Source organism: Pedobacter zeae, from assembly GCF_014196715.1.
Taxonomy (GTDB): Bacteria; Bacteroidota; Bacteroidia; order Sphingobacteriales; family Sphingobacteriaceae; genus Pedobacter; species Pedobacter zeae.
In genome coordinates this window covers 280,511-305,295 of the sequence record NZ_JACIEF010000004.1, presented here as the reverse complement: position 1 = coordinate 305,295, position 24,785 = coordinate 280,511, and the positions used below count along the sequence as shown (strand labels likewise).

The following is a 24,785-nucleotide window of genomic DNA, read 5'->3' as shown; positions in this document are numbered from 1 at the left end:
GTATGTTTTATGGAAAATAACGCAGAGATAAGTGCTTTAGTAAAATTGCTGGATGATCCTGACGAGGAAGTATTCCATCATGTAGAAAAAAAACTGCTCGAATATGGCGGTGAGGTTGTTCATTTTTTAGAAAATGCCTGGGAGCAATCCTTTGATGGGCTTTTACAGGAACGTATTGAGAACATTGTACACCAGATTCAGTTTAAAACAGTTAAAGAAGATTTAAATTTATGGTATTTAAGCGGTGCTTTTGATTTATTGCAGGGTGCCCTGATTATTAACCGTTATCAATATCCCGATTTAGATGAACAAAGAGTAATTAATCAGATCGAAGAAATGAAACGCGATATTTGGTTGGGTCTGCAATATGAAATGAGTTCGGTTGAAAAAGTGAAACTGATCAACCATGTGCTTTATCAGCAATATGGATTTGGGGGCAATACCAAAAACCACCATGATCCGCAAAATTCTTATTTAAATCAGGTATTGGAAAGCAAAAAAGGTAACCAGATTTCGCTGGCGATTATTTATTCAACCTTGGCACAAAAGCTTGATTTACCAATATATGGAATTAACCTGCCGCAGCATTTTATTTTGGGCTATATTGATGACAGTAAACAGGAAGGAACAGAATATAGCGTTCTTTTTTACATCAATGCCTTTAACCGTGGTAATATTTTCGGCAAACATGATGTAGACCAGTTTTTACGCCAGCTTAATTTAGAAGCCTTGCCTGAATATTACAGGCCCTGCAGCAATACCGATATTATCCGCCGGGTAATCAGAAACCTGATTTCTGCTTACGAAAATGCAGGGGCCACTGATAAGGTTGCCGAACTGAACGAACTACAGGATATTATTGCCGAAAAGTAGTTTATTCCAGAACCTATGCATAAAAAAAAGTTTACTTCTCCGGCTGTACTGTTCTGCATAACCGCGATCATTTCAGTATTATTTTTGAGCGTTCAATCAAAAGCTCAAAAAACGGTTAAACCAAATGTTATTGCCTATTACACAGGGCAGAATTCAGTGATCGATAGCTTTCCGGTCGAAAAATTGAGCCATTTGATCTATAGTTTCGGTCATTTAAAAGGCGATAGTTTAAACATCCGATCGGCTAAGGATTCGGCTCTGATCACCAGAATGGTTGCCTTAAAACAACGAAACCCCACTTTAAAGGTGATGATTGCGCTGGGTGGCTGGAGTGGCTGCGCACCTTGTTCTGAAGTTTTTAGCAGAGCCGACGGGCGGAAAACCTTTGCTGAAACCACTAAAGAAATCCTTGATTTTTTCCATGCGGACGGAATTGATATCGATTGGGAATACCCGGCTGTGATGGGCTTTCCGGGGCATCGGTATACGGCTGAAGATAAGCACAATTTCACTCTACTGATTAAGGAACTACGCAAAAAACTGGGTAAAAAAGCCGAAATCAGTTTCGCAGCCGGCGGAACAAAAAACTGTATCGATTCCTGTTTTGAATGGGACAAGGTAATGCCCCTGGTTAACAGGGTAAATTTAATGAGTTACGATCTGGTAAGCGGTTACGCGGTTAAAAGTGGCCATCATTCGCCCCTATATGCCACTGCTGAACAAGATTTATCGGGCGATTTTGGCGTGCAAGCCTTAATAAAACTGGGCGTTCCGGCACAAAAAATAGCCTTGGGAGCAGCTTTCTATGCCCGCGTTTTTGAAAACAGCACCGATGCAAACCAGGGTTTATATCAACCGACAAAATTTATTGGTGGGGTCTCTTTCAAAAATTTCAAAAAAGAGTTTTCGAACTTAAACGGCTACCATTATTATTGGGACGAAACTGCCCAGGCGCCGTATTATTATAATCCACAAACTAAACGCATTGCCACTTTTGATGATCCTAAATCAATATCATTGAAAACCAAGTATGTGATTGATCAAAAACTAAATGGCATTATGTTCTGGGAGCTTACCGATGATGCCTATACAGATGGCTTGTTAAATGTAATCGATAAAACCATAAAAGATTATAGGGAACTGCCAAAGGTTACTACCCAGTAATTCGGTGTGTTACCTACTCCCGCCTCTTTACTTTTAGCATCCATCATGGCTTTGCAGTGGCTCACACTGTTTTTCCAGGCGGCGATTACCTGATCAGCCTGGAGGTATCCTTTGGCTAGGTTTTCTGCTCTAAAATCGCCTTTATAACCTGCATTTAAAGCCCTTTCCTCTGGTGTGCCGCCTTCCGGAGATAAGTGATCAAAATAATTTCGCTGTGCCATATCCTGAGCATGTAGCTGTGCGGCTTCCTGCAATTGCTTATTTTGTGATAAATTGGGTACCGGAGGCATGTAGCTCGTACCGCAATTACATCCGCTATGTCTTAATTCATTAATTTTAGCGATTACCAACAGATCAACATCCTGCTCTGGTAAAGCCATTTCTGCCTTTTTACATTGCACCAGTAAAATCAAGAGCAACATTGCAGAAACATTAAGGTAATTTTTCATGTTCCATTTCCGAAGAAAGGAGGCAACTATAAAGCTACCTCCACTATGCATACATATAGATTTTACAAATTAAAAGGCTCTTTCCCTGCCCATATAAACATTTTTGCCCGTGTAAAAGGTATCACCAGACGGGCCCGGAGAGCCGCTATCACCCTCCATTTGCATATTGATGATAAGCCACATTGGTTTATTTACCGAATTGCTCATGGTATGTTTTGCTACCCAAACGTTATCGATATAGTAGTGGCAATCTACATCGGTTGCACTTATTTTATTATACCAGCATTTATAATTATGGTAAGAGCCTGCCGTAGAAACCGTTGTGAGCTTATTTTCCCAACCACCATCATACGTATTCTGCCAGTTGGTATTATTGCCTTTAAACTCCATAATATCGCTTTCCGGTGGCCACGAATTAACCCCGGTGATCCAGAAAGCAGGCCAGGTACCTTTATTGGTTGGTACAGCAAAATCGCCGGAAATCGTATAACTAGGGAACTGATCGTTAATTAAAACCTGCTGTTTGGCATAACAGGCACCTGAGTTATACCATATGGCCACGTTGGTAAAACCATTGGCCGTACTGTTTCCGGGTGAGGAAGCCAGGCGTGTAGCTTTAATGGTTAATACTCCTCCGCTTAATGAAAGCTGGTTATGGTTTGTGGTACTCCCTACCATGCGTGCAGAACCGTTATGATCGGTGCCCCAGGGATAATTATAATTCCACTGTGCTTCGAAATTGGCATAACTGGCCAACGAATTGCCATCGATCAGTGTTTCCCAGGCTTTAACCTCAGCTTTTTCCGCTTTAACTTCAGTTTTATCTTTTTTACAAGATAAAAGTACGGTAAACAGGCATACCCATAGCAGATGCCATTTCATTGTCTCTTTTCTCATTTTTTTGATTTTAGGTAAATATTTGGTTAATTGTAAAAGCTTTACGGCTGATCTTAACCTCATATAAACCCGAAATACAAACTACATTTACCATCAAAAAATCGTAAATCAGCTTGACTTTAATCAGATAATTTGGTTAGATCACTTGTAGCACACTCAGGTTAAAACCGACATACTTGTAAGCAAATTTATACAAACCCTAACTAAAAAATAAGGGGCTAATTCGTAAAAATAGAGTGGTAAAATGGGAGTTATAATTTGTTTCCAGAAAAAACAATAATGCCATATAAAACAAAAGCCTGACCACAAAATTGTGATCAGGCTTTTACTAGTGTTTTAAATGCTATTTACAGTTATAAGTTAAAAGGAATTTTCCGTTGTAGGTTTTCGTTTCTGCTGGTCCGCCTGAAGGATAAAAGGTAGAGGTATTGATATAGTTTAACGCAGTAGCATTTCCTTTAGAATCATATTGATAAGTGTATGCTAAAGTCTCGTCATTAAATGGATCTCCATCCTGATCGACGGTTTTTGATACACTTTTAATTAATACATTTTTAGATTGTTTACCGAAGTATCCACCAGGAAAATAATCAACATGATACGAAAGGGGATCGGATATTTCGTAAACATTCACCGCAATTTCGTTCGAATAGGTGTAAGTTGTTGTTTGCTTATAACCACCGTGGGCAGCAAGTGAAACAGCACTTACCAAATTACCATTAGCGTAAGTTAAGTTATCGGTGGTGCTTAATTCGTTATTTAAATAGTTTTTTACCTGAGTTAAATAGCCTTCCGCATTGTAAGTATATTTCCGGGTATAATCATAGGAAATACCTCCTACTGTAATTATGCCATCGCTACCACTCGAAACTGCCTTCCCGTTTTCGAGCACAATTTCCGCTACCATGCCATCTTCATCGGTGGCCGTAATTTTATTGGCGGTATAAACATAGGTATTGGTTTGAGCGCCGTTGGTTAGCTTCGAAATACGACCCTGCGCATCATAGTTAAAAGCTATATCATAGCTTCCTAAAAAATCGATATCGGCTTTTAAACTGGCCAGTTTACAACCATTTCCATTAGGGTCGAGCTTGGCATTCCAATTAATTTCTTTTTTACAGCCAGCTATTGCAATAACAGCCACCAGGGCTACTATTGCACATTTAATTATTTTTTGCATTAAAATTTCCGGTTAAGAGGTTAAAATATCGGCAAAGATATTAAAACTTTTCTTTTTTCATCCAGGAAACCAATAAGTTAAACCAGTCTACATCCGAAGTTTTGTTAATCAGGCCAAAACCATGCCCCCCCATTTCGTACAGGTAAATTTCCGTATCTATCTTATGCTGCTTTAGTGCCTCGTTCATCAATACACTGTTTTCATAAGGCACAACTTTGTCATCTTTGGCGTGCACAAAGAAAGCTGGAGGCGTTTTTTTGTTTACATTTTTATTGGCGGAAAAATAGTGTTTAAGATTTTCGGGTGGATTTGGTCCCAATAAATTTTTCATCGTGCCCGTATGCACAGATTCTTCAAAACTGATAACGGGATAAATTAATGCCCCGAAGTCTGGCCTTAAGTTTATTTTTTCAGGGTTGGTAATCTTTAAATCGTTATAATGCGCAATTAAAGTTGATGCGAAATGTCCCCCCGCAGAGAAACCCATTATCCCGATTTTATTGGCTTTGATGCCATACTTTTTAGCATTCTTCCTGATCAGATAAATAGCCTGCTGTGCATCTTGTAAAGGGCCATAGGTTTTATCTACCATAATGGCATCGCTAGGCAAGCGGTACTTCAATACGAAAGCGGTTACCCCAATGGCATTAAACCTTTTGGCTACATCAGTTCCTTCGTGACTAAATGCAAGCGTATGGTAACCTCCACCCGGACAGATTATTACAGCCGTGCCGGTAGCAATGTTTTTAGACGCTTCGAAAACAGTAATGGTTGGTATTGATACTTTGGTAACACTTAAAGTGCCATTTGGGCGCACTTCGGTATTTTCTACATAATCAGCAGGTGTGGGCTTAGCGCCCGGAATGTCGCCAGTATACAATGGGATTACTTCTTGTGCTTTCACATTAATTATTAAAAAGGATAGAATAATCAGGTTTAAAATAAATTTCATATCTATTTGGTTTCTTTTTTAGTAGATCTGATTTAAAATCGCTGTCTTAGTTTTCAATAGGCTAAAACTCCATTAAATATGCCTTTAAAAAGTCGTTGATATCTCCATTTAAAACCGCATCGGGATTAGAAGTCTGATAATTGGTACGGTGATCTTTAACCCGCCTGTCGTCCAGCACATAACTTCTGATCTGCGAGCCCCACTCTATTTTCTTTTTAGACCCTTCTATCAATGCAGTTGCTTCGTTGCGCTTGCGTTCCTCAATTTCGTATAACTGTGATTTTAATAATCGGATGGCATTCTCTTTATTCTGCAGCTGAGATCTCGACTCCTGGTTTTTAATAATAATACCCGAAGGCTTGTGATATAAGCGCACAGCTGTTTCGACCTTGTTTACATTTTGTCCACCGGCACCACCAGCCCTAAAGGTTTCGAATTCTATATCGGCCGGATTAATATCGATCTCTATCGTATCGTCAACCAGGGGATAAACATACACTGAGGCAAAAGAGGTGTGCCTGCGGGCATTTGAATCAAATGGAGAAATCCGTACCAAACGGTGTACTCCGTTTTCGCCTTTAAGGTAACCATATGCAAAATCGCCATCAAACTGGAGTGTTACTGATTTTATACCCGCAATCTCCCCTTCCTGGCTATCTTGCTCGGTAATTTTGTAGCCGTTTTTTTCGCCCCACATCAGGTACATCCGCATGAGCATGTAGGCCCAGTCGCAGCTTTCCGTTCCACCTGCACCAGCGGTAATCTGCAGTACGGCCGGAAGCTGGTCTTCTTTGTTCCGGAGCATATTTTTAAGTTCAAGCTCTTCTACAGCAACTTTAGCGATCTCGAACTGGTCTTTCATTTCTGCTTCCGAAGCATCTCCGGATTGGAAAAAATCAAACATTACAACCGCATCCTCAACCGCATTATGGGTATGATTAAAGCCATCTGTCCACTTTTTCTTTGCACTGATTTCGGCTAGAATTTTTTCTGCTTTTTTTGGATCGTCCCAGAAATCGGGTGCCATTGTTAATTTTTCTTCTTCGCGAATGGCGTAAAGTAGCTCATCAACGTCAAAGATACCTCCTCAGCGACGTTACTCTGTCCCTTAAATCCTGAATTTGTTCTTTGGTCATGCAACAAATATAGGAAATCGCATTGAGCATAGCGCATGGTCGAAAGCAATTTGCAGTTAACAATCATGCAATGAACAATTGTCTCCATAGAACAATTAACTGGTTAACCCAATGAACGAATAAAACTATTTCTTCATCGCCATATAATCCAGCGTAAGGTTGGATAGTAATTTAACGCCTAAAACAAAACCACTTTCATCGAGGTAAAAATCTGGTGTATGGTGCGATGGTGCTTTTAATGGGTCTTTACCTTTTGGCATTCCTCCCAAAAACACGAAAAGACCTGGCACTTTTTCCTGGAAGAAAGAAAAATCTTCGGCCCCGGTAACGGGTGGCTTTAGCTTAACATGCTCCTTGCCTGCTGTAGATTGCATACTTGGCAGCATTTTTTCGGTTAGCGCAATATTATTAAAGGTAACGGGATAATGATTGCTGTAGGGAATTTTAACTTCGGCAGTTGCACCGCCCGCTTCTGCTGTTTTGATTGCGATGGTTTTGATACGCTCAATAAACATGGCCTCATCCTCTTTGCTGAAATTACGTACGGTACCCAGCATCTCTACCTTTTCCGGGATAATGTTCGACCGTACCCCTCCATTAATAGCGCCTATGGTAACCACACCAGGGTTTTCAGTTACATTTAAGTTCCGGCTTACAATGGTTTGCAGGTTATTGATGATCTGCGCAGAGATCACCACAGGATCGATGCTGCTCCATGGATAAGCACCATGTGCCTGTCGGCCGGTAACGGTAATTTTCATATCGTTTACTGCAGCCATAGTTCCACCCGGACGGTAGGTTACCTCGCCAACCTCGGTTTGAGAATTGATGTGCAGTCCGAAAATTACATCAACCTTAGGGTTTTCGAGCACCCCCTCTTTGATCATTAATGCTGCTCCACCTTCATCTCCGGCAGGTACACCTTCTTCTGCTGGCTGAAATATGAATTTTACTGTTCCCTGAATATCTTTTTGCATGGAGGCCAGTACCTCCGCTACGCCCATTAAAATGGCCACATGACTGTCGTGCCCGCAGGCATGCATTACCCCCACTTCCTGTCCATTATATTGCGTTTTCACTTTTGAGGCAAATGGAATATCTACCCTTTCCGTAACGGGTAGTCCATCCATATCGGCACGTAAAGCCACAACTGGGCCCGGTTTACCGCCTTTTAAAACCCCTACCACGCCCGTTTTGGCCACACCTGTTGTTACCTTTATTCCTAATGATTCGAGGTGTTTCGCAATGATGCCCGCTGTTCTTACTTCGGTATTACCCAGTTCGGGATGTTCATGAAAATCGCGCCTCCAGGCAATTACTTTTTGTTCGATGGCATCTGCCTTTTTCGAAACCAATGGTCTTAAATCTGATTTTTGAGCTAGCGCGTTTAATGCCATCAGCGAAAAACCGATCAGAAATATTTTTTTCATAAATAAATTGTTTAGTTCAGGTGCCCTAAGCTAAATAATTTTGCGCAGAGATGGAATTGTGTAAAACGACAAAAGCCATCCTTTGTAAGAATGGCTTTATGTAATTCTCGAAAAGTAATTTTAACCTTTTTTAAATACAATTATTCTTCTGCCATAAACGTCGCAGGCCAGAACATCTCCATTTGGTGCAACCGTTACATCTACTAAATTCAAAAATGAACCAGCACCTATTTTTTCTTGAATATCTCCGTTCTCATCAGTCTTAATGATAACACTTTCGCCAGAGTTGGCGATATAAATATTATCACCAAACGCCCTTAGTCCAAAAAGGTATCCCTTTACAGCAAAAATCTTTAAAAACTTACCGTTTTTGTCAAAAACCTCAATCCGGTTATTTCTTGTATCAGATACATATATCTTATTTTTAAAGTAACAGATCCCGAATGGTGCATCAAAATCCCCATCAGCTTTCCCTTGTTTTCCAAATTTTAATAATAAATTACCATTTTGATCATATTTTTTGACCCTATGATTTACACCATCAACAATCCAGATATTTTGGTCATCATCGATTGTCAAACATTCAATGTTCCCAAAATTGCTATCTCCTGTTCCATAGGTACCCCATTCTTTGATCAGTTGTTTATTTGAATTAAAGATTTGAACATAGCTGCTGCTTTGTGTACGTGTTGCAATATAATTTCCGTTATTAAAAAAGGCTATTGCTCTTGCTGCTGACCCACTATAAAACTGCTCAATAAAGCCTCCAGTAGCACTAAACTTGAGCACCCTATTAAGCTCTTCATCACTTACATAAATATTTCCGGTTTTATCAACCTCAACGTGCATATTAAATTTAAACTGTGAGGCTCCTGATCCCTCAGAACCAAAAGTAAGTGCCTTATAGTAATTGGAAGCAGAAGTATATCCAAAATCTGCGTCACTGAATCTACTAAAAGATTTCGGACTATTGTAAGTTCTAACCTTATAAAAATTCTTTGTCAAGGATTTACTAATCGCCGAATCATCAAAAGTTGTGTCAGCTAATTCTTTTAACAAAACATATTTCTGAGCTGCATTATCAAATTTGTATAATTGATATTTTTGGGCGAGCGGCATTGGTGTCCACGATATTGTAATTCGTGTTCCGTAAACTCCTTTAGTAGCTTTTAGATTGATCGGGCGATCAACATCAAGAGTGTCAAGGATTCTTAAGGTATCGATTTTAATACCCCCATCTTTTTCGCAAGAAGAAAAAAGGAAACAAGAAATAAATAAGCAACAGGCTGCTAGGAAAGAGAACGTTTTAAACATAGTATTTTTTGTACAAAGATACTTATTTCGAATTAAATCGAAATAAGTATCTGACATTCATTTTTTACCCGAACATCCCTTTCAACTTATCCATAATCCCGCCTTCACCAGCCTGACCACCTTGTTGTGATTGTCCCCCGCCATTGAACATTCCGATTACATCACTTACATCAAACTTACCGTCATCGCCACCCAAACTCCCTAAAATATCCTTAATGTTAAAAGAACTGTCGTTAGGATCATTCGTTTTTTGGGTAAACTTGGCAATAAGCCCGGGAATGATGCTCGATGCCAAGGATTTCGCCGTATCAGCGTTAATGCCCAGTCCGCTTAATTTATCAATAAAACTTCCGGAAACCTGTTCAGCAACTTGGGTACCTTCTGCCTTATTTCCATTAAAAATATCAGTTAAAGCACCAATATTACCTGATGACAATTGATCTTTCAGACTATCGAATATAGAACCGGAAGCTGCCTGAATAACCGCTTCATTTTTTTCATTCGGAATAGCGGCATTGTTTACAACACTTTCCTGTACGTTTTCACGTACCATTTCATTTAATTTTTCTAACATAATGATAGAATTAATGGTAAAACAATCAACGGTTAGTTAACAGGGACGTCGATATTAAAGTTACACGCTTTATTTGAGATTTAAAATTCTTAATGATTTTTGAACATTAAAAAGACCGTTTTAAATTTTTGCTTTATTACTTTTACAAAAAAACAAAGATTATGTTACCTAAAGTAAATTTTACAGAAACTGAGGCCTACAAGTATTTAGCCGATCATTTTATAGATATTAATCAAAAAAGCATTAAAGATCTCTTTGCAGATGATGCGGATCGTTTCAACAAGTTTTCTGTTTTATTTGAAGATATTTTATTAGACTACAGCAAAAACCGGATCAGCGACGAAACATTGGCGCTGTTAATTCAACTGGCACGGGAGTGCAAATTGGATGAAGCCATAAAATCGATGTATAACGGAGATAAGATCAATGAAACAGAAGACCGTTCAGTACTCCATATTGCTTTACGTAATTTAAGCAATACCCCGATTTTGGTCGATGGTAAGGATGTAATGCCTGAAGTAAATGCAGTTTTAGCTAAAATGGAGAAATTCAGCAACAGCATTATCAGTGGCGAATGGAAAGGTTATACAGGCAAAGCCATCACAGATATTGTAAACATTGGCATCGGTGGTTCTGATTTAGGCCCCGTTATGGTTACCGAAGCATTAAAGCACTACAAAAACCACTTAAATATTCACTTCGTTTCTAATATTGATGGTACCCACATAGCAGAAACATTAGCAGATCTGGATGCTGAAACCACCTTATTCTTAGTGGCATCGAAAACCTTTACTACACAGGAGACCATGACCAATGCGCACTCTGCACGTACCTGGTTTTTAGAAAAAGGAGGTAAAGAAAACGATATTGCCAAACACTTTGCTGCCCTATCCACCAATGCAAAAGACGTTTCGGCCTTTGGTATCGATACCGAGAACATGTTCGAATTCTGGGACTGGGTTGGAGGCCGTTATTCGTTGTGGAGCGCTATTGGTTTATCCATCTCGTTAAGCATCGGCTTCGATAACTTTAAACAATTACTGGCCGGAGCGCACGCTACCGATAACCACTTTAAAACTGCGGAATTTGAGCGCAATTTGCCTGTTATACTGGGCCTGTTAGGCGTTTGGTACATTAATTTCTACAATGCAGAAACGCAGGTTATTTTACCTTACGACCAATACATGCACCGTTTTGCAGCTTATTTTCAACAGGGTGATATGGAAAGTAACGGTAAACATGTAGACCGGAACGGCAATGAAGTTGATTATGAAACCGGACCGATTATCTGGGGCGAGCCAGGCACAAACGGTCAGCATGCATTTTATCAGTTGATCCACCAGGGAACCAGAATTATACCTGCCGATTTTATCGCTCCTGCACAGAGTTTAAATCCGTTAGGCGATCACCATCCGATTTTATTGTCTAACTTTTTTGCGCAAACCGAGGCCCTCATGAATGGTAAAACCGAAGAGGAGGTTATAGCCGAATTAAAGAAAGAAGGTAAATCGGATGCCGAAATTAAAAAAATCGCACCATTTAAAGTGTTTGAAGGCAACCGCCCTACAAACTCTATTTTATTGAAAAAGGTAACGCCTTATACTTTGGGTAGTTTAGTGGCCATTTATGAGCACAAAATATTTGTTCAGGGGGTAATCTGGAACATTTTCAGTTTCGACCAATGGGGAGTGGAACTAGGCAAGCAACTGGCCAAAAAGATCCTTCCGGAACTGGCTGGCGACGAAAAAGTGTCGAGCCACGACAGTTCTACCAATGGCTTAATTAACCAATATAAGGCCTGGAGGTAAAATTAAATAAAAAAGCGGGTAGAAATACTCGCTTTTTTATTTAAAATCCCATAATTTAGGTCCATTCTTATTATTTCACGCCAGTGAAAATCCAAATTAACTTATTACTGAAATAATTGCTTGATTTTGATTATTTCCAATCCTTAAAAAAACTATCTATGAAAAAAAGAATGCTTCTTGCCTTGGTTATTTCAGGCCTCTGCTTAAGTGCTTCTGCACAAAAGGTAAAGTTTACCGAATTTGACCTCGACAATGGCCTGCATGTTATTTTGCACCAGGATAAAACCGCTCCTGTGGTAGCAGTTTCGGTAATGTATCATGTAGGATCAAAAGATGAAGATCCTCAGCGTACCGGTTTTGCCCATTTTTTCGAACATTTATTGTTCGAAGGCTCTAAGAACATCAAAAGAGGTGAATTTATGAAACTGGTGAGCAGTAATGGAGGCCAGAACAATGCAAACACTACGCAAGACCGTACCTTTTATTTCGAACTTTTCCCATCTAACCAACTGGAACTGGGTTTATGGCTGGAAAGCGAACGAATGCTTCATCCGGTGATTAACGAAAGTGGTGTAAAAACACAGAATGAAGTAGTAAAAGAAGAAAAACGCCTGCGCATCGATAATTCGCCTTATGGAAAATTTACCGAAAAAATCTTCTCACACCTATTTGATGGCCACCCTTACCGCTGGCAACCGATCGGTTCGATGGAACACTTAGATGCTGCAAAATTAGATGAGTTTATTGCTTTCTTTAAAAAATATTATGTGCCCAACAATGCGGTTTTAACCATTGCCGGCGACCTGGATATCGATAAAACCAGCGCTTTGGTAAAAGCTTATTTTGCTGAAGTACCTAAGGGCGAACCCATAGTACGTAAAGATTATAAGCTACCCGAAATTACCAAAGAAATTATTGATACCGCTTATGATGCAAACATCCAGATCCCTGCAATTTTTGCTGCTTACCGCGTGCCCGGTATGAAAACCAGAGAAAGTAAGGTTTTAGGGATGATCAGTTCAATCCTGTCTGAAGGTGGAAGCTCGAGATTGAGTACCAAAATGGTCGACCAAAAGAAAACCGCGTTGCAGGTTGCCGCTTTTAACTATTCATTAGAAGATTATGGAGCCTACATCACCCTTGCCTTACCAAACAAAAACACTCCGCTTAACGATCTTTTAAAAGATATTGATGAAGAAGTTTTACGTCTTCAAACCGATCTGATCAGCGAGAGCGACTACAAAAAGGTGCAGAACAAGTTTGAAAACAATTATGTAAGCGCAAACAGTAAGATGCTTGGTGTAGCCGAAAATTTAGCCGATGGCTATACTTTCCACGATAAGGATACGAACGATATTAACGAGGAACTGGAGGTAATCAGATCCATTACCCGTGAGGAGATCAGGGATGTTGCAAAAAAATACCTGAACAAAAACCAAAGAGTTGTATTGTATTACTTACCAAAAAAATAAGCTGACCGCGTTTTCATTTAATTATTAAAAACATGAAGAAATTATTCATAATAGCTGCAGTTTCCTTATTGGCCCAAGGTATTTCAGCACAAACTATAGATCGCAGCCATAAACCAAAACCAGGCCCGGCCCCGGTGATTACTATAGGCGATCCCGTTATTTATAAATTGGCCAATGGCATTACTGTTTTGGTGGTAGAAAATCATAAACTGCCTAAAGTTTCAGCCAGTTACAGCATTGATGCAGGACCAATTACTGAAGGTGCAAAAGCGGGCGTAATAAATTTATTGGGTGGTATGCTTAACGAAGGTACAACGACCAAAACAAAAGCACAATTTGACGAAGCGGTTGATCAGCTGGGTGCCAATGTAAGTGCTGGAGCAGGTGGCGGTTCTGTATCTGCCTTAACCCGTTATTTCCCACAGGCATTTGATTTATTGGCCGAAAGTATCCGTAAACCAGCTTTCCCGGCAGAATCTTTCGAGAAATTAAAATCGCAAACCATTACCGGTTTAAAATCCAATGAAAAAAGTGCAAAAGCCATTTCAGCACGTGTAGTAAATGCACTGGCTTATGGCAAAAACCATCCAAATGGAGAATTTGAGACCGAAAGCTCCCTTAATTCCATTACATTGGCAGATGTTAAAGCCGCTTATCAAAAATACATTACCCCATCAAGAGGTTATTTAACCTTCGTGGGTGATATTAAACCGGAAGCAGCAAAAGCTTTGGCCGAAAAAGCATTTGGCGATTGGAAAGGAGCAGCATTAAGTCTTCCCGTCCTGGCTAAGGTTGCAAATCCTGCCAAAACAGAAGTTGATATTATCAATGTAAGCAATGCCGTTCAATCTGAGATTACCGTGGTTAACTTAATCGAACTTCCAATGAGTAGTCCCGATTATTTCGCGGTTTTATTAACCAATCAGATTTTAGGTGGTGGTTCTGAATCGAGATTGTTTAATAACCTACGCGAAAAACACGGTTTCACTTATGGTGCCTATTCAAGCACAGGATCGGGCCGTTTCCAATCCAAATTCTCGGCTAATGCAGCTGTTAGAAATGAGAAAGTTGACAGTGCAGTGGTCGAATTTTTAAGAGAAATTAATGCTATCCGTACGACAAAGGTTACTGCTGATGAATTACAGAATGCCAAAAATCTTTTTAACGGATCGTTTGCACTAGGTTTGGAAAACCCGGCACTTACAGCAAACTTCGCCAGTAACATCTTAATTAATAACTTACCTAAAGATTTTTACCGCACCTACCTGCAAAGGGTAAATGCGGTAACTACCGATGATATTTTAAGGGTTGCCAGAAAATATTACAATTATGATAATACCCGTATCGTTATTGTAGGTAAAAGCGATGCATTTACGGCTGGTTTAATTAAAGCAGGTTTTAAAACGAAGGTTTATGATGGTTATGCAAATGCTGTTAAGGCAACCGAAACCCAGGCCATACCAACAGCTACACCTGCAGAAATTATCAAAAACTACGTTAAGGCCATTGGCGGTGAACAAGCTGTTAAAAAAATTACGGCATTACAGCAAAATGGCGAAATGGAAATGCAGGGCCAGAAACTTACGGTGATCATTAAAAACATGGCACCTAACCTTAGCAGCATGGAAATTGCTATGGGCGGCCAGACTGCTATGAAACAGGTTTACAATGGCAAAACCGGTTATTCGTTGCAAATGGGCCGGAAAGCAGAATTAACCGGTGATGATCTGGCTGAAAAGAAAGATGACAAAGGCTATGGAACCCAATTATATTATGCAACCGATGGGACTAAAATCGAAGCGGCAGGAACCGCAAAAGTAGGTACTGCTGATGCGTATAAATTAAATGTCACTTCTCCATCGGGTAAGAAGAAAACGGAATATTACGATACCCAATCAGGCTTACTTTTAAAAGAGGAGAGCACCACAACCAAAGGTGGCGTTGAAATTAGCCAATCTACCGAATATTCAAACTACAAGAAAGTTGGCGATGTGTTATTCCCTTTTACTTTGACTCAATCGGTGACAACCCCGCAAGGTTCTCAGGAATTTGCAGTATTAATTAAAGATATCTTAGTAAATCCGCCATTAAAAGCCGAAGATTTTAACTAGGTTTTAAATATAGTTAATGTAAAAAGCCGTTCCGATGTAAAATCGGAACGGCTTTTTTTGTGTTTTTTTTCATTCGAGGCAACCAATTGTTAAAAGTCTACGTAACGATTAATATTTCAACGGAAATCATCTAAAACCAGTGATTATCCTGATGAAGATATTTTTCAATAAATAAAACCTAAAAACAACATAAAAAACCTCACATCATTCTGATTAACAGTTAACTATAATGACGAGAAAAATAAATCTTTCCGATACTAATTTTAAATCAATACCTATGAAAAAACAAAATTCAATCTTTTTATTAGCTGCGATTACTGCCTTGCTTTTCGGCTGCTCTAAAAAACAGGCAGAGGAATTGAAACCAACAACCCCAACCGGTCCAAGTCCTGTAAGCACTGCCAATGTAACCTATAGCAATTTTGCAGGTGCACTTTTTCAAACCAAATGTAACAATTGCCATGGCCCTAATGGATCAGTAAAAGTTGTTTGGGCATTTAACGGCCTGGCTTCGATAAAAAATGATACACGCGTAGCCAATAGCGTGCTCGTAACCAAAACAATGCCTAAGGGTGGTACCCTGACAGCGAGCGAAAGGGAGTTACTTCAAGCATGGTTTGATCGTGGCATGCCAGAATAGCAATTAAACCAACTATAGTTTAACGCTTATGAATAACTATTTCACTAAAAACTTAAATCAAATTACTGATGCAAAAATTATTTTTCACATTGGTTGCCCTCTTTTTATGTACTGGTTTAAAAGCACAGATATGGGTAAGTAAAAATGTCACTTCTTCATTTTATTCCTCTACCCCGATAGAGGATATAGATGCTACGAGTAAAACCGGGGCCTCAGCCATAAATACCAATACCAACGATATTATTTTCAAGATCAATAATAGCTCTTATCAATTTAAGAAAAAATTGATGCAGGAGCATTTTAACGAGAATTATATAGAAAGTGATAAGTACCCAACCTCAGATTTTAAAGGAAAAATTGTAGAACAGATCGATTTTTCAAAACCAGGTACATATCCCATTACAGTGAAAGGAAATCTGCAGATCCATGGGGTTACCAAAGAATATCAGGCAAAAGGATCGCTTGTTATTGCAGGCGGAGAAGCAAAAGCTACCTCAACGTTTAACGTAAAACTTGCCGATCATAATATTAAAGTTCCAACCATTGTTTTTAAACAAATCGCAGAAATCATACAAGTAAAAATAAGTGCTGTTTATGAACCTAAAAAATAAAAACTTTATGAAATATCATCTAAAATCTCTTTTATGCCTGTTTATCATCTGTTTGCCGTATCTGGCTTTTAGCCAGGATTCCCTTGAAAACGCATTACAACTGCCTAAAGAAAAAAAGAATGTACAGGCCACATTCAAAGCAACTAAGCTCATTAACATACAAACAAACGAAACCATTTATAAAAATGAACTGGATTTCAGGGTCGACCACCGTTTCGGAGACATTGCCGGCAGTGCAGGCGGTACAAAAAACTTTTTCGGTCTTGATCAATCAACTGATATCCGTATTGGTTTTGAATATGGCATCAGCGACAGGCTTTCAGTAGGTTTAGCCAGGGCGAAAGGGGCCGGTGTGGTAACGCAGTTGTACGAAGGAAATTTAAAATACCGTTTACTGGAGCAAACCGCAGATGATAAAATACCTGTTGCGGTAACGGTATTTGGTAGCACTACCCTTTCGGCGGCAAAAGCTTCAACCGATCCCACCGCTGCAAATGCATTCGGTCAATTTCAAGACCGCTTAACTTATGTGGTGCAGGCTGTAATTGCCCGTAAGTTTAACTCAAACTTCTCGATGCTGGTAATGCCATCGTACGTACACCGCAACTTTACTGTTTTTGGTGATCAGAATGATATGCTTGCCCTGTCTGTTGGTGGCCGCATTAAAATTACCAAGCGCATGGCTTTTGTGGCCGATTATACCATTCCATTCAGGGATAAAAATAAGGAAACCTATCTCGAAAACACCTTGGGAACCACTTACTATAAGACACTTGGTGCCGGACTGGAGTTTGAAACCGGTGGACATATTTTCCACCTTAATTTCACCAATGCAACCGCCATTCAGGAATCACAATTTATTACCGATACAAATACTTCGTGGCTTAAGGGGCAATACCGCTGGGGCTTTAGCATAGCACGAAGATTTTCTTTCGATAAGAAAAAAGCGAAGTAGATTAAATTGAACCAAAAAGTAAACTAAAAAAACAGTTATGGAACGTAATGAATTTATCAAATCTTTGGGACTGGGTGTTGCCATGGTGTGCACTGGAGCCTGCTTTTCTGCCTGTGGAAAAAAAAGTGATTCACCAGAACCCAGCAAACCTAACGGTGGTGGAGTACCTACGGGTACTACCGCAAGTGTAGATCTGAATACCCAACTGTTAACCGTTGGAGCATCTGTTGTAGTTAATGGTATTTTATTTATCCGTACTGCCGCTGGGAATACCACTACTTCTTTTGCGGCTACGCAAGCTGCTTGTCCACATCAGGGTGGTGCACTAAGCTTTATCCAGGCCAGCAACTATATCCAGTGTGGATTACATAATTCGAGATATACCACTACCGGAAGCATTTTAGCCCAACCGAATGATGGAGGAACTACAAGCGCATTAAAAGTTTATCCGCTTACGGTTTCAGCGAATATGCTGACCGCCACAGCTTAATCTTTTGTTTTTTTAAGGTAAGAGGCTGTATATAAAGGATGGTTGTTATGAGCTTTTCGAAAGGCTTATCTAAATGTCCTATAAGGCGTTGCGATATTTCGTGGAAGCTCAGTACAGGCCTGGCTCTATCTGATAGATCGAGCCAGGTGAATCACAACTTATAATACAGTCTCTTTTTTAAACTGTTACATTTTGCCCTTTTACATCGAAAGCATCACGTAGGCCTATAGCAAGCACATTAAAGGCATAAACGGTAAACATAATGGCTAAGCCGGGCAAAATGGCAAGGTAGGCGGCATCCATGATGATGTAACCATAGTGTTCCTTAATCATGCTTCCCCAGCTGGGCATAGGAGGTTGTGCGCCAAAGCCTAAAAAGCTTAGTCCTGTTTCCAGCAATATGGCCGAGGCAAAATTAGAAGAGGCCACAACCAAAATAGGACCTGCGATATTGGGTAATATATGTTTGATAATGGTTCTGGCTGTACTAAAACCAAGGGCCCTTGCCGCCTCTATAAACTCTACTTCCTTTAAAGCCATTACCTGTCCGCGTACCAATCTGGCTACATCTACCCAGGTTGATAAACCAACTGCAATAAATATCTGCCAAAAACCCTTACCCAAAGCAAATGAAATGGCAATGACCAATAAAAGTGATGGTAACGACCAAACTACATTCATAAACCAGCTGATGGCCGCATCTGTCTTCCCACCAAAATAACCTGCTATGGCACCTAAACTTACCCCGATAAAAAGAGAGATAAGGACCGCCATTAAACCTACCGATAATGAAACGCGTATGCCCAAAATCAAACGGCTCAATAAGTCGCGGCCATAAATATCGGTTCCCAGAATATAGGTTTGTTTATAGATGTTGTTCTTCTCGAAAAGCGCTTGTGACGAGTATGTTTTTGAAGGTAAAACACAATCCGGACATAGATCTTTTAATGCATATGCTGTTTCTTTGGCTTTTTCGTCATCCCCGATATACTCCTGTACTAAAACAGCATTGCCATTTAATTTGTAAGAAGTTATCGGGATGCTTTTAAAAGAAGGCGTTTGTCCATTCAGCATCCTTTGCAAAAAATTAACTTTTTCTACTTTTGGATTCCGGCTGATGATTAAAAAAGTAAAGGTACTGCCCGGTTTTTTTTTATTTAACTGGAGGGTTTGCACATTTGCATTTGGGGAATGATCGGGTATGATCAGATAACCCAAAATGCCCATCAGCATTAATAAAAGGATAAACACCAGCCCGCCGAATGCCAATTTATTCCGCTTAAACTTTAACCATACTTTTTTTGATGGGCTATTATCCATTACCTAACCATTCTGCCTTTCCAATTATATTTTCCACTGTTTCCGGCAATGCCGATGTACACCATATAAATGATATGCAATACATTTAAAACAGGCATTAAAATCAGTAAACCGCGCCTTTTGGCAAAGCCGGTTACATCCCATAAAAATAAGGTTTCTAAAACCATTTTAAATACCAGCTGGTAGAAAACAAGGGTTAAAAAACCTGGAATAAACAATCCCGTAACAAAGTTTGACAGCAGGCTGAGATTGAAGACCCAGATCAGCACACCTAAAACAATAATGGCCTTGTTCTTATAACGGGTACTTTTTGAAGCCCAGCGTTTACGCTGTTGGATAAAATCGCCCAACGTTTCTTTGGCATGGGTATATACGATCGCATTCCTGTTTTTTAAGAAACCGATCTTATCGGGATACTTCGCCGCAATTTTATGTAATAACAGTTCATCATCGCCCGACGCAAGGTCGTCAATCCCCTGAAAGCCGCCAACTTCGTAAAAAGTGCTTTTTTCATAGGCTAAATTGGCACCATTACAGGTTGAAGGTTTCCTGTTTCCAATGGTCGAAGCACCCAGTCCGATCAGGTAGAGGAACTCTAACGACTGTAAACGCTCAAAAAAACTTTTCTCCTGAAAATAAGCTACCGGAGAAGAGATCATTTTATAGTTTTTCTCTTCATATAGCCCAACAATAGTAACCAGCCAGTCTGCCCCCATTCTACAATCGGCATCAGTGGTGATGATCAGCTCGCCAGAGCAGGTACCAATAGCAGTTTGTATTGCTTTTTTCTTGTACGAGTTCAGCGCCCGGTCTTCATTTAACTTAATCAGTTTTACATTACGATCGGCATAACTTAATACAATTTCTGCGGTTTTATCAGTAGAATGATCATCTATAATAATGATCTCTGTTAAGGCCTGAGGATAGTGTTGTGCAATCAGGTCATCGATCGTTTTACTGATATTGGCTTCTTCATCTCTTGCCGCTACTATGATAGAGACCTTGGTTTTCGGATCTGATTTTTGTGGATTAAAATAAATCAATCTATGCCATCCCCTGATAAAATAAAGGATCAGAAAACCATAGATTAAGGTTAAAGCAGCAGAAAGTAGACTAATTAGATTTAAGATTTCCAAAAAAATTGAGTTTAAAAACAAAATAAGTGCCTAAGATAGCAGGAATTATGATATTTACGAGCCAAATACCGGCTGTACATGCAATAACTGCTACATGTTGATCAGTGATATGTTTAAACAGTTCAACAGCGGTAACACTCCTGATGCCCACATCGAAAAGATCGAGAGAAGGTAATGCCGATTGTACCAAAAAAAGCAAGCAGGTCATCATTACAATATCTGCATAATGCAATCCGGGCACCAGCCAAACAAAAAGAATAAAATATTGCGAACTAAATACCAGGTAACGGGCAAAACAGTAGGTAATAATCTTGAATAATTCTCTTTTTCTGTACCGGGCTAAAATGCTGTAAAATTTCTTGTATTTCCGGGTGAACTTAAAGGATAATAAAATCCCGTTTAACCAACGGATGTTAAAGTAAAACACCAGAAAAAACAGGCTAAAAATTACCGCAAAAAATACCAGGGCGATAAAAAGCACACGATCGATAGGGACAAAGCGGTATACAAAAAAACAGGCTGCAATAGCTCCAAAAACATTGGTTAGTACCAACTGGCCTATGCTGCCCACACTCATGGCCACTATCCCAACAATTCTTCTTCGGGGGGAGAGGAAAAACACGCGCCCCCCATACTCGCCAAGTCTATTGGGTGTAAAAACAGCAAGCGTTAAACCACAAAAAACCGATTCGATCGCACGATAAAAGCTGATGGGTTCGATGTGGCTCATCAGGTACTTCCATTTTCTCGCTTCAAGAAACCAGTTTACCAGCATCAGGATCACCACAGCACCAATTACTGTAATAATTTCGGCCTGGGGGATATCTTTTAACAACGTACTAAAATCGCGGAGATTTTTATTGGCAATGAGTTTATGATAAATAAACCAAAAGGCAAATATTACAATTGCAACTTTAATAAAAAGCGATATTATTTTTTTGTGCCTGCCTGTCAAGATTCTCTTTTTTCTTGCAAATATGCTTAATATTGCTGTAATGTTGAATGAAAAAAAGGAACGGGTAATTATGGGCATCGATCCAGGCACTGCAGTGATGGGTTATGGCGTAATTTTAGAGAAGGGAAACAAAACAGAACTGATCAGTTTAGGCGTGGTTAAGATGACCCATTTAGACGATCCTTTTCTTAAACTTCAGCGGATATTCGAAAAAACAGTGGTGCTGATGGAGCAGTACAAACCCGATGTACTCGCTATTGAAGCTCCTTTTTATGGTAAAAATATCCAGGTATTGCTGAAACTCGGCCGTGCGCAGGGCATTGCCATCGCCGCTGCATTATCCAGAAATGTGCCTGTAACAGAATATTCACCCCGTAAAATCAAACAATCCATCACAGGCAGTGGAAATGCCACCAAAGAACAGGTTGCAGCCATGTTACAGCGTTTATTGAACTTTAAGGAAACGCCCGAATTTTTAGATGCCACCGATGGTTTAGCGGTTGCCGTTTGTCACTCCTTTCAGAAAATTACTGCAGGTGGTAAATCTAAAACCTATTCGGGCTGGGAATCTTTTGTAAGCGATAATAAAACTAAGGTTAAAGGATTAACGGTTAAAGCAAAGAAATAGTTAATCAAACCGAATCTGTTACATTGAGCTTGTTGAAACACTTTTTCGAAAGCTATATTAATAATCCATTAACCTAAATAAATTCAATTGTTAGTGAAGGCTCCAAACATTAAAACTAAATAAATTCAGCATGATAATCCTCTAAATGGTTCGTGTCTGTACGAACCATTTAGAGGCACCATAGCGGGAAAATTTATCCCTGATTATTTTCGAACAGTTTTTTTGTAGTCAGTTCTCTTGCCAGCCTATCTTTCCTAATCAAATGCCTGATTGCTAAAAATGCCAATGCACCAACCAATATCAGTACCCACAGGTTGGAAATGGCGATGATGATTTCTTTGAAGATCGTCCAGCCGTTTATTATCCCCAGCCATAGCCTGTTTACAAACGAAGGACGGTAATCGTACAGGTTATCGTTTGCAACAACCATCGTCTTCACCGTATTGTCCTGATAAAAATTAAGGGTAATGGTACTGAATTTTACACGGCTATCGATCTGCATATTCTCTATCCTTTTATCAACATAATCATCTTTGATGAAAAGAGAAGACTCTACATTGGCGCTCTTTTTTGAAGCTACTTTATTGATCTTTTCAATTGCATCGATCCGGTTCTGTGCTTTTAATTTATTCGATAAATAAGCTATGCTCTGATCGTCCATCTTCATCGATTGATTATCCACAAAAACGGCCATTTTCGCGATGGTATTGGTAAAATCATCCAGTTTATCTGATGGTACCTTAGCCACCAGGTAGCCCTGCGTGCGGTAAGAAGTGATTTCCTTTAACGAATCGGTTGATTGTTTAACCTTGTCGGTTTCCTGGATGATACTTTCGATCGAGAATTCGGCAACTGTGCCACCTTCGGCCTTAATGGTTTTGCTAAGTTGTTCTTTCGTTTTCTGAACATCTTTTACCCTAAACCTCATGTCGGCAGTTTTAACGATCTTCTCTGTTGCCGTGCTATCTGTAGCCATTTTATCTAATGGCTCTAAAGCTACTGTATCGGCACCTGCGTATTTTTTGTTTTCACTCTGGCAGCCAAAAATGGTTAAAATTATGGCTATAGCAATAATATTCCTTTTCATGATTGTGTGGTTCTAAATAAATAATCATTTTAAATATTGCTTCAAATGGCCATGAGAAGTCCGGCGCCTTTGGTTAGATAATAACGCCGTATTTACCCTTAATACGATAATTGTATTTAGGTAACCCAATACTAAGTTTAGCGTACTGAGAAGGGACTTTAGGTGGCTTTTCGTTAAGAATAAGAAAGCCTGGTTTAGGTAATGTAAATCTTAACAATGCGGATAGTTAAAACTTATCTTATTTTTGGAAGGCAAGTGCAGAAGCAGTTGGGTTATAGCAGTCCCGCCATTTGCTTTAGCCCTGATGCTAATTTAGTGCCGATTCATCGGCAAAGAATCAGGGGCTGCCGCGGCTGTCGGGCTTAGGATAGAAGGGCCTGCCTAAGTAATTTAACCTGACAGGAGCGGCACGGAGTAAAGCGGATGGCAGGGCTTTTGGAACCTATTTTACTTAAACCCATCAGGTTTTGAAAACCTGATGGGTTATTACATCATAAAAAAGCCGGTCAATGTATCAACATGACCGGCCTTTATATCTTGATAGCAAAATGCTTATGCGTCTAATATTTTGAATACTCCTTTAATGGCAATAATTGCACCGATGAACAAAACAATCCATGATGCCAATGATACCTGCCAAGAATCGTAAGCGAAACGTGCGTAAGTACCCACAATGCATATCAGTACACCCAAAACCATCAATTTATAAATTCCTGGCTGGTTAGCCGTTTGCATACTTTCTGTATTGTGCTTTAATTTGTTGTTCTCCATAATGTTTATTTTTATGTTGCAGCAAAAGTAATACTTATTGCCGAATAATTATATAAACTTAGTAACTTTTTAATCGTTCTAAACGTTGCTTTGCCTTATCCTTATCCGATAGCTTTTCGCCCTGATACAAAGGCTTTTCCCAATCACCATACATAGGGTTGGGCAATACAATAAATTTAACTCCAAAAAGTGTCTGATTTAAGTTTACCTGTTCTTTTGTATTTTTATTTTCACGGTAAAAAATATTCGAAAAATCGCTCAGATTATCCCCGCAAAGCATTAAAACATTATGGGTTTCAGCTATTTTTTGCCTCCGGGCTTCTTTATCTGAAGTACCTTTCGAAACCAGCAGATGCGCTTCATCTGCGTAAGGGAATCCAAACTGTTGCAGGTTTTTTAAGGTTGCCTTATAATCCTTTTCATCGCGATTGCTTACATAAAAGGTTTCGATGTTTTTTGAGGTGGCAAATTTTAAAAACGCCAGTGCCCCCGGAACGGTGTCGGCCTGGGCCAAACCTGTCCACTCTGTCCAATCAGCCGGGGCATAACTCAGTCCTTTTTTAATTTCATGTCCCTGAAAAGCAGCATTATCCAAAACTGTTTCATCTATATCAACAATTACACAGTTGGGCTTCTTACTGGTATCGGCCCATAAAGCTTCTTTTAGCGATAAACGTGCAAAATTATAGGCCTGAAAACATAACGCGCAGTATTCGCCAGATGTTTGTTGCCAAAGTACTGCATTGGTATAATCTCTTGCCGGATTTTGTGCCCGGACAAAAAACGGAACAAGAGAAAGCATGATAAGGATGTATTTTTTCATAACCTGATA

Annotated in this window: 24 protein-coding genes; 10 read left to right on the top strand and 14 right to left on the bottom strand. The window is 39.6% G+C overall.

Annotation, left to right across the window (positions count from 1 at the left end):
• Window positions 1–9: 9 nt before the first annotated feature.
• Window positions 10–873, top strand: coding sequence for a transglutaminase-like domain-containing protein (locus tag GGQ60_RS20010; protein ID WP_183767727.1), 864 nt, complete (start codon window positions 10–12; stop codon window positions 871–873).
• 15 nt (window positions 874–888) lie between these two features.
• On the top strand, window positions 889–2,037 hold the full coding sequence (locus GGQ60_RS20005) for a glycoside hydrolase family 18 protein (protein ID WP_183767725.1): 1,149 nt from the start codon (window positions 889–891) through the stop codon (window positions 2,035–2,037).
• Here the strand turns inward: GGQ60_RS20005 and GGQ60_RS20000 are convergent.
• The 8 genes from GGQ60_RS20000 to GGQ60_RS19965 form a co-directional block, all read right to left on the bottom strand.
• Window positions 2,004–2,537, bottom strand: coding sequence for a CAP domain-containing protein (locus GGQ60_RS20000; protein WP_183767723.1), 534 nt, complete (start codon window positions 2,535–2,537; stop codon window positions 2,004–2,006). The genes GGQ60_RS20005 and GGQ60_RS20000 overlap by 34 nt on opposite strands.
• An 18-nt stretch (window positions 2,538–2,555) precedes the next feature.
• Window positions 2,556–3,383 carry a glycoside hydrolase family 16 protein gene (locus tag GGQ60_RS19995; protein ID WP_183767721.1) on the bottom strand — a complete coding sequence of 276 codons (828 nt, stop codon included), beginning with the start codon at window positions 3,381–3,383 and terminating at the stop codon, window positions 2,556–2,558.
• A 343-nt stretch (window positions 3,384–3,726) separates the two neighbouring features.
• Entirely contained in the window at window positions 3,727–4,563 is an 837-nt protein-coding gene (locus GGQ60_RS19990) for a DUF4595 domain-containing protein (protein ID WP_183767719.1), read from the bottom strand.
• A gap of 40 nt (window positions 4,564–4,603) precedes the next feature.
• Window positions 4,604–5,515, bottom strand: coding sequence for an alpha/beta hydrolase (locus tag GGQ60_RS19985; RefSeq protein WP_183767717.1), 912 nt, complete (start codon window positions 5,513–5,515; stop codon window positions 4,604–4,606).
• 61 nt (window positions 5,516–5,576) lie between these two features.
• A protein-coding gene (gene prfB / locus GGQ60_RS19980; protein ID WP_221236011.1) for a peptide chain release factor 2 occupies window positions 5,577–6,651 on the bottom strand; the annotation gives its coding sequence in 2 pieces (ribosomal slippage) (window positions 5,577–6,590 and window positions 6,592–6,651; 1,074 coding nt in all).
• A 125-nt stretch (window positions 6,652–6,776) separates the two neighbouring features.
• Entirely contained in the window at window positions 6,777–8,081 is a 1,305-nt protein-coding gene (locus GGQ60_RS19975) for an amidohydrolase (protein WP_183767715.1), read from the bottom strand.
• Window positions 8,082–8,201: 120 nt separating this feature from the next.
• Window positions 8,202–9,452, bottom strand: coding sequence for an NHL repeat-containing protein (locus tag GGQ60_RS19970; protein ID WP_183767713.1), 1,251 nt, complete (start codon window positions 9,450–9,452; stop codon window positions 8,202–8,204).
• Window positions 9,453–9,459: 7 nt separating this feature from the next.
• Window positions 9,460–9,969 carry a hypothetical protein gene (locus tag GGQ60_RS19965; RefSeq protein ID WP_183767711.1) on the bottom strand — a complete coding sequence of 170 codons (510 nt, stop codon included), beginning with the start codon at window positions 9,967–9,969 and terminating at the stop codon, window positions 9,460–9,462.
• Between the two features lie 161 nt (window positions 9,970–10,130).
• Between GGQ60_RS19965 and pgi the strand changes: the two genes are divergently transcribed.
• The 7 genes from pgi (at window position 10,131) to GGQ60_RS19930 (ending at window position 18,056) form a co-directional block, all read left to right on the top strand.
• A complete protein-coding gene (gene pgi / locus GGQ60_RS19960; protein ID WP_183767709.1) occupies window positions 10,131–11,777 on the top strand; it encodes a glucose-6-phosphate isomerase in 1,647 nt (548 codons plus the stop codon).
• A gap of 158 nt (window positions 11,778–11,935) precedes the next feature.
• On the top strand, window positions 11,936–13,249 hold the full coding sequence (locus GGQ60_RS19955) for a M16 family metallopeptidase (protein WP_183767707.1): 1,314 nt from the start codon (window positions 11,936–11,938) through the stop codon (window positions 13,247–13,249).
• A 32-nt stretch (window positions 13,250–13,281) separates the two neighbouring features.
• A complete protein-coding gene (locus GGQ60_RS19950; RefSeq protein WP_183767705.1) occupies window positions 13,282–15,360 on the top strand; it encodes a M16 family metallopeptidase in 2,079 nt (692 codons plus the stop codon).
• Window positions 15,361–15,637: 277 nt separating this feature from the next.
• Window positions 15,638–16,000 (top strand): hypothetical protein, encoded by a 363-nt coding sequence (locus GGQ60_RS19945; RefSeq protein WP_183767703.1) that lies wholly within the window; start codon window positions 15,638–15,640, stop codon window positions 15,998–16,000.
• Window positions 16,001–16,068: 68 nt separating this feature from the next.
• Window positions 16,069–16,611: a YceI family protein gene (locus GGQ60_RS19940; protein WP_183767701.1), complete on the top strand. Its 543-nt coding sequence runs from the start codon at window positions 16,069–16,071 to the stop codon at window positions 16,609–16,611.
• Window positions 16,612–16,618: 7 nt separating this feature from the next.
• Window positions 16,619–17,566, top strand: coding sequence for a DUF5777 family beta-barrel protein (locus GGQ60_RS19935; protein WP_183767699.1), 948 nt, complete (start codon window positions 16,619–16,621; stop codon window positions 17,564–17,566).
• 37 nt (window positions 17,567–17,603) lie between these two features.
• Window positions 17,604–18,056, top strand: coding sequence for a QcrA and Rieske domain-containing protein (locus tag GGQ60_RS19930; protein WP_183767698.1), 453 nt, complete (start codon window positions 17,604–17,606; stop codon window positions 18,054–18,056).
• Window positions 18,057–18,233: 177 nt separating this feature from the next.
• Here GGQ60_RS19930 and GGQ60_RS19925 read toward each other — a convergent pair whose 3' ends face one another.
• Genes GGQ60_RS19925 through GGQ60_RS19915 form a run of 3 tightly spaced genes read right to left on the bottom strand, consistent with a single transcriptional unit; the run spans window position 18,234 to window position 21,467 of the window.
• Window positions 18,234–19,376 carry an ABC transporter permease gene (locus GGQ60_RS19925; RefSeq protein ID WP_183767696.1) on the bottom strand — a complete coding sequence of 381 codons (1,143 nt, stop codon included), beginning with the start codon at window positions 19,374–19,376 and terminating at the stop codon, window positions 18,234–18,236.
• On the bottom strand, window positions 19,376–20,512 hold the full coding sequence (locus GGQ60_RS19920; protein WP_183767694.1) for a glycosyltransferase family 2 protein: 1,137 nt from the start codon (window positions 20,510–20,512) through the stop codon (window positions 19,376–19,378). Before GGQ60_RS19920 ends, GGQ60_RS19925 begins: the two co-directional genes overlap by 1 nt.
• Entirely contained in the window at window positions 20,490–21,467 is a 978-nt protein-coding gene (locus GGQ60_RS19915; RefSeq protein ID WP_183767692.1) for a lysylphosphatidylglycerol synthase domain-containing protein, read from the bottom strand. The genes GGQ60_RS19920 and GGQ60_RS19915 overlap by 23 nt, the downstream gene beginning before the upstream one ends.
• A gap of 40 nt (window positions 21,468–21,507) precedes the next feature.
• Between GGQ60_RS19915 and ruvC the strand changes: the two genes are divergently transcribed.
• Entirely contained in the window at window positions 21,508–22,095 is a 588-nt protein-coding gene (ruvC, locus tag GGQ60_RS19910) for a crossover junction endodeoxyribonuclease RuvC (RefSeq protein ID WP_183767690.1), read from the top strand.
• Window positions 22,096–22,288: 193 nt separating this feature from the next.
• Here the strand turns inward: ruvC and GGQ60_RS19905 are convergent, their stop codons facing one another.
• From GGQ60_RS19905 to GGQ60_RS19895, 3 genes are all read right to left on the bottom strand, one after another.
• Window positions 22,289–23,182, bottom strand: a complete 894-nt coding sequence (locus GGQ60_RS19905) for a DUF4349 domain-containing protein (RefSeq protein ID WP_183767688.1) — start codon at window positions 23,180–23,182, stop codon at window positions 22,289–22,291.
• A 552-nt stretch (window positions 23,183–23,734) separates the two neighbouring features.
• A complete protein-coding gene (locus GGQ60_RS19900; RefSeq protein WP_183767686.1) occupies window positions 23,735–23,953 on the bottom strand; it encodes a hypothetical protein in 219 nt (72 codons plus the stop codon).
• Between the two features lie 58 nt (window positions 23,954–24,011).
• Entirely contained in the window at window positions 24,012–24,776 is a 765-nt protein-coding gene (locus GGQ60_RS19895; protein ID WP_183767684.1) for a 5'-nucleotidase, lipoprotein e(P4) family, read from the bottom strand.
• Window positions 24,777–24,785: the final 9 nt, after the last annotated feature.

Excerpts from the sequence above, each read along its gene's own strand:
- GGQ60_RS20010 (WP_183767727.1), top strand. The coding sequence starts at position 10 with ATGGAAAATAACGCAGAGATAAGTGCTTTAGTAAAATTGCTGGATGAT.
- GGQ60_RS20005 (WP_183767725.1), top strand. The coding sequence starts at position 889 with ATGCATAAAAAAAAGTTTACTTCTCCGGCTGTACTGTTCTGCATAACC.
- GGQ60_RS20000 (WP_183767723.1), bottom strand. The coding sequence starts at position 2,537 with ATGCATAGTGGAGGTAGCTTTATAGTTGCCTCCTTTCTTCGGAAATGG.
- GGQ60_RS19995 (WP_183767721.1), bottom strand. The coding sequence starts at position 3,383 with ATGAGAAAAGAGACAATGAAATGGCATCTGCTATGGGTATGCCTGTTT.
- GGQ60_RS19990 (WP_183767719.1), bottom strand. The coding sequence starts at position 4,563 with ATGCAAAAAATAATTAAATGTGCAATAGTAGCCCTGGTGGCTGTTATT.
- GGQ60_RS19985 (WP_183767717.1), bottom strand. The coding sequence starts at position 5,515 with ATGAAATTTATTTTAAACCTGATTATTCTATCCTTTTTAATAATTAAT.
- GGQ60_RS19975 (WP_183767715.1), bottom strand. The coding sequence starts at position 8,081 with ATGAAAAAAATATTTCTGATCGGTTTTTCGCTGATGGCATTAAACGCG.
- GGQ60_RS19970 (WP_183767713.1), bottom strand. The coding sequence starts at position 9,452 with ATGTCAGATACTTATTTCGATTTAATTCGAAATAAGTATCTTTGTACA.
- GGQ60_RS19965 (WP_183767711.1), bottom strand. The coding sequence starts at position 9,969 with ATGTTAGAAAAATTAAATGAAATGGTACGTGAAAACGTACAGGAAAGT.
- pgi (WP_183767709.1), top strand. The coding sequence starts at position 10,131 with ATGTTACCTAAAGTAAATTTTACAGAAACTGAGGCCTACAAGTATTTA.
- GGQ60_RS19955 (WP_183767707.1), top strand. The coding sequence starts at position 11,936 with ATGAAAAAAAGAATGCTTCTTGCCTTGGTTATTTCAGGCCTCTGCTTA.
- GGQ60_RS19950 (WP_183767705.1), top strand. The coding sequence starts at position 13,282 with ATGAAGAAATTATTCATAATAGCTGCAGTTTCCTTATTGGCCCAAGGT.
- GGQ60_RS19945 (WP_183767703.1), top strand. The coding sequence starts at position 15,638 with ATGAAAAAACAAAATTCAATCTTTTTATTAGCTGCGATTACTGCCTTG.
- GGQ60_RS19940 (WP_183767701.1), top strand. The coding sequence starts at position 16,069 with ATGCAAAAATTATTTTTCACATTGGTTGCCCTCTTTTTATGTACTGGT.
- GGQ60_RS19935 (WP_183767699.1), top strand. The coding sequence starts at position 16,619 with ATGAAATATCATCTAAAATCTCTTTTATGCCTGTTTATCATCTGTTTG.
- GGQ60_RS19930 (WP_183767698.1), top strand. The coding sequence starts at position 17,604 with ATGGAACGTAATGAATTTATCAAATCTTTGGGACTGGGTGTTGCCATG.
- GGQ60_RS19925 (WP_183767696.1), bottom strand. The coding sequence starts at position 19,376 with ATGGATAATAGCCCATCAAAAAAAGTATGGTTAAAGTTTAAGCGGAAT.
- ruvC (WP_183767690.1), top strand. The coding sequence starts at position 21,508 with ATGTTGAATGAAAAAAAGGAACGGGTAATTATGGGCATCGATCCAGGC.
- GGQ60_RS19905 (WP_183767688.1), bottom strand. The coding sequence starts at position 23,182 with ATGAAAAGGAATATTATTGCTATAGCCATAATTTTAACCATTTTTGGC.
- GGQ60_RS19900 (WP_183767686.1), bottom strand. The coding sequence starts at position 23,953 with ATGGAGAACAACAAATTAAAGCACAATACAGAAAGTATGCAAACGGCT.
- GGQ60_RS19895 (WP_183767684.1), bottom strand. The coding sequence starts at position 24,776 with ATGAAAAAATACATCCTTATCATGCTTTCTCTTGTTCCGTTTTTTGTC.